General features: G+C 72.4%; 10 protein-coding genes. 4 read left to right on the top strand and 6 right to left on the bottom strand.

The features are described 5' to 3' along the window. Nucleotides 1-12 precede the first annotated feature (12 nt). Complete coding sequence (locus tag ACLIYP_RS26845) at nt 13-234, bottom strand: hypothetical protein (RefSeq protein ID WP_412715685.1); 222 nt, start codon at nt 232-234, stop codon at nt 13-15. 597 nt (nt 235-831) lie between these two features. Between ACLIYP_RS26845 and bla the strand changes: the two genes are divergently transcribed. Continuing rightward, nucleotides 832-1,794, top strand: coding sequence for a class A beta-lactamase (gene bla / locus ACLIYP_RS26840; protein ID WP_412715684.1), 963 nt, complete (start codon nt 832-834; stop codon nt 1,792-1,794). A gap of 60 nt (nt 1,795-1,854) precedes the next feature. On the opposite strand, the gene ACLIYP_RS26835 is transcribed toward bla, so the two are convergent. Both ACLIYP_RS26835 and ACLIYP_RS26830 read right to left on the bottom strand, forming a co-directional pair. Further along, on the bottom strand, nt 1,855-2,148 hold the full coding sequence (locus ACLIYP_RS26835; RefSeq protein WP_412715683.1) for an NAD(P)-dependent oxidoreductase: 294 nt from the start codon (nt 2,146-2,148) through the stop codon (nt 1,855-1,857). Continuing rightward, on the bottom strand, nt 2,124-3,137 hold the full coding sequence (locus tag ACLIYP_RS26830; protein WP_412715682.1) for a hypothetical protein: 1,014 nt from the start codon (nt 3,135-3,137) through the stop codon (nt 2,124-2,126). The genes ACLIYP_RS26835 and ACLIYP_RS26830 overlap by 25 nt, the downstream gene beginning before the upstream one ends. 246 nt (nt 3,138-3,383) lie before the next feature. On the opposite strand from ACLIYP_RS26830, the gene ACLIYP_RS26825 reads away from it, so the two are divergent. Together ACLIYP_RS26825 and glgC are read left to right on the top strand one after the other, a co-directional pair. After that, nucleotides 3,384-3,755, top strand: a complete 372-nt coding sequence (locus ACLIYP_RS26825; protein ID WP_412715681.1) for an ASCH domain-containing protein — start codon at nt 3,384-3,386, stop codon at nt 3,753-3,755. A gap of 280 nt (nt 3,756-4,035) precedes the next feature. After that, nucleotides 4,036-5,256 (top strand): glucose-1-phosphate adenylyltransferase, encoded by a 1,221-nt coding sequence (gene glgC / locus ACLIYP_RS26820; RefSeq protein WP_412715680.1) that lies wholly within the window; start codon nt 4,036-4,038, stop codon nt 5,254-5,256. Between the two features lie 59 nt (nt 5,257-5,315). Here the strand turns inward: glgC and ACLIYP_RS26815 are convergent, their stop codons facing one another. The 3 genes from ACLIYP_RS26815 to ACLIYP_RS26805 form a co-directional block, all read right to left on the bottom strand. After that, entirely contained in the window at nt 5,316-7,058 is a 1,743-nt protein-coding gene (locus ACLIYP_RS26815) for a cellulase family glycosylhydrolase (RefSeq protein WP_412715679.1), read from the bottom strand. A gap of 347 nt (nt 7,059-7,405) precedes the next feature. Further along, on the bottom strand, nt 7,406-8,302 hold the full coding sequence (locus ACLIYP_RS26810) for an alpha/beta fold hydrolase (RefSeq protein ID WP_412715678.1): 897 nt from the start codon (nt 8,300-8,302) through the stop codon (nt 7,406-7,408). A 169-nt stretch (nt 8,303-8,471) separates the two neighbouring features. Further along, nucleotides 8,472-8,675 carry a cold-shock protein gene (locus tag ACLIYP_RS26805; protein WP_093658049.1) on the bottom strand — a complete coding sequence of 68 codons (204 nt, stop codon included), beginning with the start codon at nt 8,673-8,675 and terminating at the stop codon, nt 8,472-8,474. 485 nt (nt 8,676-9,160) lie between these two features. On the opposite strand from ACLIYP_RS26805, the gene ACLIYP_RS26800 reads away from it, so the two are divergent. After that, nucleotides 9,161-10,606 (top strand): glyceraldehyde-3-phosphate dehydrogenase, encoded by a 1,446-nt coding sequence (locus ACLIYP_RS26800; RefSeq protein WP_412715677.1) that lies wholly within the window; start codon nt 9,161-9,163, stop codon nt 10,604-10,606. The last annotated feature ends 205 nt before the right edge of the window (nt 10,607-10,811 follow it).

The raw sequence follows: 10,811 nt of genomic DNA, 5'->3' as shown, positions 1-10,811 counted from the left end.
GGCCTTCGGTGGTTACTTGGCGGTGGTGTCCAGCGCGGCCAGGGCCTGGGCCCAGCGGACGTACTTCAGCTTGGCCAGGTCGGCCACGGTCTTCACGCCGAACGCCTGGTCCAGCAGTTCGCCGTCGTGGTCGGACACGCCCTTCAGGGCGGAGACGGGTGCCTGGAGTATCTCCGGCAGGGCCTTGTCCGCCCATGCCTTGTCCAGCACCTTGTCCAGGTCGATCGAAGCCACGTACGCCCTCCCAGGCTGACGGTGTGTGAGCGAGGTGCGGGAGCGAAGCGCGGTGCGGACGGAACGAGGGCCGTAGCCGTGCCACCGGGCGCGGCGCCCCCGGCCGGAACCGCACCGGCCGGTCCGCGCGTTGACCGACCACCCGTCGACCCGCTCCCATGGGCCATGGCCCTCCGCGCCCTCCCGCGGGATGCGCGGGCAGCGGGAAGCGCACATGGCCCCCTCTGGTTTTCTACATGACTGTAGAAGGATAGGGGGTGTCGGCCCCTGCTCGGGGCGCGCTGAGGCGACCGGAACGGGAAAGGCCGAAAACGGCCCCTGAACGGGCGTCATCCCGGCCGCTCCTTCACCCGGCGCCGCACACCGGGGCGGGCGCCGCGCACCGATCGCCGCGGCCTTGCCCGTTCGCGGGAGCCGGAGCGGGGCATGCGGCAGAGGTCCCCGGCCGACTCGGCACGCGGCGGCGCGCCGGCGTATTGGACCGCACGGCGGCGGAAGGCGAGAGTGGTCCCGTCACCCATGACCGTGCACCGGGGCGGACCGTACCGCCCCGTCCCGCCACGCGCCCCGCGTACGGGCGCCCAGGAGGTTCGGACCATGAGGCACACCCGTGCCCGGCGCGCCCTGTTCGGCGCGCTCACCGCGCTCGCCCTCACCCCGCTCGCCGCCTGCGGACAGGGCGCCTCCCCGGCCACGCCGTCCCCGTCCGCCACCGCCCCGGATCCGAGTACGGCCCCGGATTCGGGCACAGCCCCGAAGCCGACCGCGGCCGCGGAACCGTACGTCCGTGAACTCAGGTCACTGGAGCGCGAGTTCGACGCGCGGCTGGGCGTCTACGCCGTGGACACCGGCACCGGACGGGAGGTGGCCTACAACGACACCGAGCGATTCGCCTACGCCTCCACGTTCAAGGCACTGGCCGCCGGCGCCGTGCTGCGGAAGTACTCCCCGGGAGGGATGGAGAAGGTGGTCGAGTACTCCGAGGACGACCTGGTCCCGCACTCCCCGGTTACCGGGAAGCACACCGGGACCGGAATGACCCTGCGTGAACTGTGCGAGGCCGCCGTCCGCTTCAGCGACAACACCGCGGCCAACCTGCTGTTCGACGCGGTGGGCGGGCCCAGGGGACTGGACGCCGTGCTGGAGGAGATCGGTGACGACGTCACCCGGATGGAACGCCGTGAACCGGAACTGAGCCGGTGGGCCCCGGGCGAGACACGGGACACGAGCACGCCGCGCGCTTTCGCCGGGAACCTGCGCGCGTTCGTCCTCGGGGACGTCCTCGGCGAGGGTGAACGCGCACAGCTCGCGCAGTGGCTGCGCACCAACGTCACCGGAGCCGGGCTCATCAGGGCCGGGGTGCCCCGGGGCTGGGTGGTCGGCGACAAGACCGGGACCGGCAGCGGCTACGGGGTGCGCAACGACATCGCCGTGGTGTGGCCCCCCGGCGGCGCTCCCATCGTCGTGGCGATCATGTCGGACCGCGACGAGGAGGACGCCGAGCACGACGACGAACTGATCGCGAAAGCGGCGTCGGTGGTCGCCGACACGCTGTCGTGACGGCAGGCGGACCAGGGGAGCGGCGTAGCGCCGCGCAGGGCGGCCACCAGAAGCACCACCTCACCGCGTCACCACGGGGACACCGTCCGGGCGGCCGGCGAGGAGTGCCGCGATGTGGTCGGCGCAGCGCAGGGCCGCCTCGGCCATGGTGCCCTCGGTCATTCCGGCGACGTGCGGGGTGAGCAGGGCGCCGGGCAGGCCGACGAGCGGCGAGGCGAAGGCGGCGTGCTCGTGGGCGAAGGTGTCGACGGCGGCGGCCGCGAGTGGGTGGGCGGGATCGCGCAGCGCGTCGGCGAGGGCGTCCCGGTCTTCCTCCGGTATCCCTGCCCTCAGTCCGCCGCGCAGGCGGTGCACGCGGCGGCCCGCGCAGGGTCGTAGCGGCGGCCGCACGCGCACCGGGGCCAGCCCAGGCAGGACGGGCACATGGTGTACGGGGCGGCGACGGGAACGCCGCAGGAGCCGTCGCGCCCCTCGCACTCGGGCATGGGCCGGTGGGTGACGGCTTCGGTCGGGGTGCGGTCCGCGGGCGTGGCGGCGGGCGCCTCCCGGTCGTCGCCCTTCCCGGCGGCGGGGCGGGGCCCGGCCCCGCGCCGGCCGGCGCACAGAGGGCAGGGCAGGTCGGGGTCGCCGGGCGTCCAGCCGTCGTCGCAGCGGGCCGGGCAGCCGCCGGGCGCCAGCAGCCATACGGCCACGTGGTCGGGCCGGTGGCCGTCCTGGTGCTCGTCCGCCTCCCGGCTCAGCGGGCGGGAGGCCCAGCCACCCCACCAGCGGCGGTCGACGCGGGCGGTGAGCTGGGCGACGGTGTGGTACCGCAGCTCGGCGCGGATGGTGTCGACGACGGCGGGAGGGGCGGTGCCTCCGCAGGCGCGGACGACCTTGTCCGGCAGGGCGGCGAGGACGGCGCGGACCGGGTCGGCGGAATCGGGGGCGTTCCGGCAGGTGTCGCACTGGCCGTCCAGCCGGCTCCGGGGGAAGTAGACCCGTTCCCGCCGCGGGGCCCTCTCGCCGGGCCTGCCCGCGCCGTCCGGACTCCGCGGCCCGGACCTTCCGCGCACCGCCGTGCCCCCGGGGCGTGCGGGAAGCGGAGCGTGGCAGGTGCGGCACAGGCCGCGGCAGGCCCGGCACCGGCCGCCCTGGGCGGAGGGGGCGCCGCAGTCGGGGCACTCGCGGCGGCACACGTCGCACAGATGGTCCTCGGGGTGGGGGACCGGCAGGGGGCGGCTTCTGTCCTGGCAGCGCAGGCACTTCCCGGTGTCGATGTCGCAGGGGGTGGGCAGCAGGGGCATGCCGGGGCAGGTGCCGCAGCGTACGGCGACGTGCTCTTCGGTACGGCGAAAGATCATGCCGCGCTCCCGCTCCCGTGGGCTGTGATCGGTCCGGTGCCAGAATGCCACGCCGCACCGACACCGGGACCGGTCCGCCCACCGGCCCGCTCACCGGGGCCTTCGCCCGGTGTCCGGCCGCACCCGGTCGGTCCGGCCGGTCCGGCCGGGTGCGTACGATCACGCGAGGAGGCCGCACGGGGCGACGGACGTGCCGAGGCGGCCGGGAGACGAGGTGGTGGACGGATGTGGCCCCGGGTGGACGGCATGCGCGCTCTGGAACTGGGCACACCGGGAGGCCTGCGGGCCCGGCTGAACGCGCTCGTCCTCGCGGGGACGAAGACGGCCACGACCGGTCTGCTCCAGGAGTACGCGCAGGAGGCGGAGGGACTGGAGTACGCGGGTGAGAGGCTGGCGCTGCTGGACGACCACGGCCGGCGCGTCGCCACCGTCGAGATCACCGGTGTCGAGGTCAGGCCCTTCGGCGAGGTGACCTGGGAACACGCTGCCGCCGAGGGTGAGGGGGACGCCTCCCTCGAGGAGTGGCGCGAGGGCCACCGCCGGTTCTGGGAGCGGATCGGCACCCCGGTCACCGACCGCACCCTCGTGGCCTGCCTGGCCTTCCGGCTCGTGGGGTAGGGCCGGCGTACGGCTCCCGGCCGCCTGTGCGGCCGGCCGCCGCGGGGGAGCGGGGCCGCGGGCGCGGGAGATCGACTTTCGCGACCGCGCCGGGTGAGCGACCCTGGAGAAGGACGTCCGGGGGACGGGACCGCATGAGCGCGGGTCCGATCGCCGCGGGGTTTCCGCCGGGCGTCCGCGGCGGTGCGGGCGCCCGTGCCGAGCCCCTCGCCCGCGAGCCGAGGCGGCTCCCCGCCCCGGGGCACGCGGCCGGGGCGGAGGAGGCGAGAGAGGAGCTGCGATGCGACGCGGCGGACCTTCGGTACTGGGAATCGTGCTGGCCGGCGGAGCGGGCAAGCGGCTGATGCCGCTCACGGCCGACCGGGCCAAGCCCGCGGTCGTCTTCGGCGGGACGTACCGCCTGGTCGACTTCGTGCTGTCCAACCTGGTCAACGGCGACATCCTGCGGATCTGCGTCCTGACCCAGTACAAGTCGCACTCGCTGGACCGGCACATCACCACCACCTGGCGGATGTCGAGTCTGCTGGGCAACTACGTCACGCCCGTGCCCGCCCAGCAGCGCCTCGGCCCCCACTGGTACCTGGGCAGCGCCGACGCCATCCTCCAGTCGCTGAACCTGGTCATGGACGAGCGCCCCGACCACATCGCGGTCTTCGGCGCCGACCACGTCTACCGCATGGACCCGCGGCAGATGCTGCGGCAGCACATCGACGGCGGGGCCGGGGTCACCGTCGCCGGCATCCGGGTGCCGCGCGCGGAGTCCTCCGCCTTCGGCGTCATCAAACCCGGTCCGGACGGCCGGACGGTCGAGGGCTTCCTGGAGAAGCCCACCGATCCGCCCGGTCTGGAGGACGACCCCGACTCCGTCCTCGCCTCCATGGGCAACTACGTCTTCACCACCAGGGCGCTGGTGGAGTCCCTCTTCAAGGACGCCGAGGACGAGAACTCCGCGCACGACATGGGCGGCTCCATCCTGCCCATCCTCACCGAGAGCGGCGAGGCGCAGCTGTACGACTTCAGCACCAACCACGTGCCCGGCGAGACCGCCCGCGACCAGGGGTACTGGCGCGACGTGGGCACCCTCGACGCGTACTACGACGCCCACATGGACCTGATCGCCGAGCGCCCGGCCTTCAACCTGTACAACCGCGACTGGCCGGTCTACACCCACTCCAGCCAGCTGTCGCCGGCCCGGTTCAACGCCGGTGGCATCGCGGGCGAGTCCATCGTCAGCGCGGGCTGCCTGATCCGCGGCCAGGTGACCCGCTCGGTCCTCTCGCCCGGCGTGGTGGTGGAGGAGGGGGCGGTCGTGCAGGACTCCGTCCTCCACGACAACGTGCGTGTGGGACGCGGTGCGATCGTCCGGGGCGCGATCCTGGACAAGCACATAGAGGTGCCCCCCGGTGCCGCGGTCGGGGTCAACGAGCAGCGCGACCGGGAGCTGTACTCCGTCTCGGACAGCGGCGTGGTGGCGCTGGGCAAGGGGCAGCGCGTCCTGTGAGGCGTGGGACGCCCCGGCCCCGGGCGGGCGCCAATCCGCCCGCCCGGGGCCGGCGGCGGTCAGGCGGTGGTGCCGGTGACCGAGGTCCCGGACTTGGTGACGTGGTAGGTCACCGTCGCCCCGCTCCAGTAGTGGAAGGTGAGCGTCACGCGGGCGCCGTCCCTGACCTCGGCGAAGAAGTCGGGCGTCAGGACGGTGGCACCGCCCGCGTAGTCGGGCGCGAACGCGCGGTCGAACTCCTTGTAGGAGGTCCAGTCGTGGGGACCGGCGTTGGTTCCGTCGGCGTACCTGGCCTCCATCGTGGCGAGCCTGTCGCCGCGGAAGTCGGTGGGGACGGCGAAGGACCCCGTCGTGCCGGTCGCGTCGCGCAGGACGGGCGTGTCATGGGTGATCAGGTCGATCCGCCAGGGCACGCCGCGTGAGAACCGTGCGTGCAGCACCGCGTTGGTGCCGTAGGCCCGGGAGCCGCTCAGCCGGGTGAGCGCGGCGGCGGTGATGGTGAGCCGGTCGCCCTGGACGGTGTAGTCCCTGCCGCGCACCAGGTCGGTGGAGCCGTGGCGCAGCCCGGTGAAGGAGGTGCCGTTGAGGTTCAGGGTGAGCGTCTTGCCGGTGACGGCCTCGCTGCGGGCGCTGAAGACCTGGTCGGAGGAGGCGGTGCCGGAACGGGTCGTCCAGCTGGACCTGATCTGGGCGAACAGCTCCGGGTCGTTCCAGCGGAAGCCGGTGCGCTGGAAGTGCTGGCCGTTGTCCCACAGCATCGTGGTGATGTTCCTGGTGCGGGCGTGGTGGCCGAGGAACTCGAAGAACTTCAGCTTCTCGCCCTGCTGGACGGTGCCGGTGTGCCGGTCGAAGCCCAGCAGGCCGTACTCGCCCAGGATCACGGGGACGCCCCGGGCCACGAAGGTGTCGTGGACGCGGTCGAACGCGTCCGTGAGGTCCTTCCGGGCGGTGGCGTCGAAGCGCGTACCGCCCGCGACGTTCACGCTGAAGGGCCAGTAGCCGTAGTAGTGCACGGTCGCGGCGACGCGGGGGTCGCCGAGGGCGTCGATGGTGCCGGCCAGTTCGTCCAGCCGCGCCTGGTCGGCGGAGGTGTGCAGGGTCGGCAGGACGAGCAGGCGGTCGGCGTTGCCGCCGCCGGACTGGCGCACGATGCGGTGGAACGAGGTGTTGAGCTCGTCCAGCAGCGCCGCGTTACGGGCGTCGTCCGGGCCGCCGTTGAACTGCGGCTCGTTGACGCTTTCGAACACCAGCCTGGAGGGGTGGTCCCGGAAGGTGTCTGCCAGCTGCTCCCAGATGGCGTTGTAGCGGGCGAGCACACCGGCGCGGTCGGACGGCATGTCCGCGATCCACTGCCAGGAGTCGTGATGAATGTTGACCATGACGTGGAAGCCGTCCGCCAGTGCCCAGTCGACGACCTCCTCGACGCGGTCGAGGTATTCCGCGTCAAGGGCGTGATCCGGTGCCGGGCCCTGGTGCTGCCCCCATGTCACGGGAATGCGAATGCTCCTGAAACCCTGTGCCCTGACGTTGTCGAGCAGTTCCTCGGTGATACGGGGGTTTCCCCACGATGTCTCGTCGCTGCCGGTGGCGTCGAGGGAGTTGCCGAGATTCCAGCCTGGCTGCATCGCGGCTACCTGGGACATCGCGGCACTCGAGGCGTGTTTGCGGTGCCCGGCGTCGGCCGCCGCTCCGGGACTGCCGGCGGCCAGCACGCTCAGCCCGGCGAGCAGCGTGACGACGCCGCTCGTCAGCAGGCCGGCCCACCGGCGGGTCTTCCCCGTTCTGTCACGTAAACCGGACATCGCACTCCTCGTGGTCACATCGCACGGTGAAAGGAAATGGAACCGAATGCGGGCGCGTTCGACCGCGGCGGCCCGCCGGAAATACCGCTCCGCCGCGATGTTCGCAGCGGCGGATCAACGGCGCAAGGGCCGATGCGCGGGCCCGGTGAAAAGGCCCGTCCAGCAATATGGACTTCCGGGCAGGAACCGAGACGTTCGACCACCGGCGTTCGACGCGTGATGGATCGTCGAACGGAATTCGACGGCCGGGCCGGAAAACGAACCGGCCGGAACCGCGCCCGGTGCGAATCCCCGCGGTCCGGCGTTCCGGTAATCCGGTGGCCGGGCCGGGCGGGCCCCGCCCGGCTTCACGTTCCGTCCGGCAGCGGCCCCCGGCGCTCCTGCGGGTGCGGACGGGTGGGCGGGGCGACGTCGTCGCGGACGAACCGCGCCAGTTCGGCGGCCAGCCGCTCGGGCCGGTCCTCGGGAACGAGGGTGTAGCTGTCGTCGATCTCGACCAGGCGCGAGCGCGGGAAGAGCGCGGCGAGCCGGGGACCGTGCTCGCGCGGCATCAGCCGGTCCTCGGTGGCCCACACCACGAGGGTCGGGCGGCCGAAGCCGCGCAGACGGCCGGGAAGGGCACGCAGCTCGGACGCCGCAGGGGTGGAGAGGGCGAACGTGCGCAGGTCGCGCCGTACGCCGGGATCGGTCAGGGCCGGGCGGAACCAGGCGTCCATCACCTCGGTGGGGACCGGGCGCTTGCTCATCCAGCCCCAGGCGCCGGGCGCGCGCCGGAACCACCCGAAGCGCTGCAGCCGCATCGCGAGCCACAGGAGCGCGGGGAACCGCGCGCTGCGGGCCACGGCCTTGCCGGGCCTGCCCGGGGGAAAGTTGTCGAACGCCTCGCAGGCGACGAGGACCAGGCCGGCGATCCGGTCCGTGGGCCCGTCCGCGATCAGGAACTGGGCGCCGCCCCAGTCGTTGAGCACGAGCACGGCGTCATGGAGGTCGAGCGCCTCGAGCAGCTCGCCGACCATCGAGGCGACGCCGCGGTGTGTGACGAGGTCGGGGCGCGCCATCGGCCGCCGGTGGCTTCCCAGGGGCAGGGTGGGGCAGACGCAGCGGTATCCGGGGCCGAGCTCGGCCACGACCTTCCGCCACAGGGTGCCGTCCATGTTCACCCCGTGGAGCAGGACCAGGACGGGCCCGTCTCCCCCGGTGTCGGTGTAGTCGACGGTGCCCGCGGTCAGCGTCACTCGGGGCATGGCCACCTCCTCGGTGTGTACCGCACGGTACACACCGAGGAGGTGCTTCGCCGCTCCTCCCGTCCCGCCCGCGCGGACGGCCTCCGCGTACGGCCTCCGGGAGCGGCCTCCGGGGACGGGACGGGCCCGGCACCCGAATCGGGATGCCGGGCCCGTGGCGGTGCCGGGGTCAGGCCGGGCGGATGTTCTCCGCCTGCGGGCCCTTCTGGCCCTGGGTGACGTCGAACTCGACCTTCTGGCCCTCGTGCAGCTCGCGGTAGCCCTGGGCCGCGATGTTGGAGTAGTGGGCGAAGACGTCGGGGCCGCCGCCCTCCTGCTCGATGAAACCGAAGCCCTTCTCACTGTTGAACCACTTCACGGTGCCCTTGGCCATGACCGTCTCCTTCTCCTTGGGGACCGGACCCGTCCTGTGGGCCCGGGAGGTGATCGCCCTGGTCCGGAGATGAGCTGAACAGCGAGAACGCCCGTGATCGTGACCACGGGCGAACGAGACTTCGGAACCACGACTGCTGTTCACGACGCTACACCGCACAGTCGGCAGCCGCTACCGACACGGCCGGGCGTGTCCTGATGGGCCGTACGGGCCCGGCCCGTCCGGCGGCACTCCTCCGGCCGGCCGCGTTCACGCTCAGCGGCAGCGCCCGCGCCGTCGACTGACCCGGCCGTACCCCGCCGGCGGGCGCCGCTCACCCGTGGCCGGCCCGCCGGCGGGCGGCCGTCCGGGGCTCCCGCGGCGGCCGTGACACAGGGCGGGTGCCGGGCGCCGTTGCGGCACCCCCGGTCAGGGCGGTACCGCCCGGGTGATCAGAATAGGGGGTGGTTAACATATGAGCACCGCCTAGCTCGAAAGATGAACCTGTGACTACCACCGTGGACTCGTTCACCAACTGGAAGAACCGCGAGGAGATCGCGGAGTCGATGATCCCGATCATCGGGAAGCTGCACCGGGAGCGGGACGTCACGATCCTGCTCCACAGCCGCTCCCTGGTGAACAAGTCGGTGGTCAGCATCCTCAAGACCCACCGGTTCGCCCGGCAGATCGCCGGCGAGGAACTCTCGGTCACCGAGACGCTGCCGTTCCTGCAGGCCCTCACCACGCTGGACCTCGGCCCCTCCCAGATCGACATCGGCATGCTCGCCGCGACGTACCGGGCCGACGACCGCGGGCTGTCGGTGGAGGAGTTCACCGCGGAGGCCGTCGCCGGCGCCACGGGCGACAACAAGATCAAGTGCCGCGAGCCGCGCGATGTGGTCCTCTACGGCTTCGGCCGCATCGGCCGCCTCCTCGCCCGCCTGCTCATCGAGAAGACCGGCTCCGGCAACGGCCTGCGACTGCGCGCCATCGTCGTCCGCAAGGCCGCCGGCCCGGACCTCGTCAAGCGCGCCTCGCTGCTGCGCCGCGACTCCATCCACGGCCAGTTCCAGGGCACGATCACCGTCGACGAGGCGAACAACAAGATCATCGCCAACGGCAACGAGATCCAGGTGATCTACTCCGACGACCCGACGGCGGTGGACTACACGGCGTACGGCATCAAGAACGCCATCCTCATCGACAACACCGGCAGATGGCGCGACCGTGAGGGCCTGTCCAAGCACCTGCGCCCCGGTGTCGACAAGGTCGTCCTGACCGCACCGGGCAAGGGCGACGTCCCCAACATCGTCCACGGCGTCAACCACGAGACGATCAAGCCGGACGAGCGGATCCTGTCCTGCGCCTCCTGCACCACCAACGCGATCGTGCCGCCGCTGAAGGCGATGGCCGACGAGTACGGCGTCCTGCGCGGCCACGTGGAGACCGTCCACTCGTTCACCAACGACCAGAACCTGCTGGACAACTACCACAAGTCCGACCGCCGCGGCCGCTCGGCGCCGCTCAACATGGTCATCACCGAGACCGGCGCCGCCTCCGCCGTCGCCAAGGCCCTGCCCGGCCTCAAGGCGAAGATCACCGGCAGCTCCATCCGCGTCCCCGTGCCGGACGTCTCGATCGCGATCCTCAACCTGCAACTGGCCCGCGAGACCACCCGCGAGGAGGTCCTCGACTACCTCCGCAACGTGTCGCTGACCTCGCCGCTCAAGCGCCAGATCGACTTCATCAGCGCCCCCGACGCCGTCTCCAGCGACTTCATCGGCTCGCGCAACGCCTCGATCGTCGACGCGGGCGCCACCAAGGTCGAGGGCGACAACGCGATCCTCTACCTGTGGTACGACAACGAGTTCGGCTACTCCTGCCAGGTCGTCCGCGTCGTCCAGCACGTCTCCGGGGTCGAGTACCCCACCTACCCCGCCCCGGCGGTCTGACCCCGGCGGTCTGACCCCGGCGGTCCGGCCTCCGGGTCCCGCCCGCCCGGTCCGGTGACACGGGCGGGCGGGACCCGCGGTCCCGGCGGACGGGTCCGGCCCTGGCAACCGTTTGTCGACCCTCTTCTCCTCGGTCCTCTCTATTGACCTCTCTGTGGTGCCCTCTTAGCGTGGCAAGCGCTTTCCATCCTTCATGCCGAAAGCC

This window comes from Streptomyces nanhaiensis (assembly GCF_046614825.1).
Lineage (GTDB): Bacteria > Actinomycetota > Actinomycetes > Streptomycetales > Streptomycetaceae > Streptomyces > Streptomyces radiopugnans.
The sequence above is the reverse complement of the archived record's forward strand: the minus strand, read 5'-3'. Positions and strand labels throughout refer to the sequence as shown.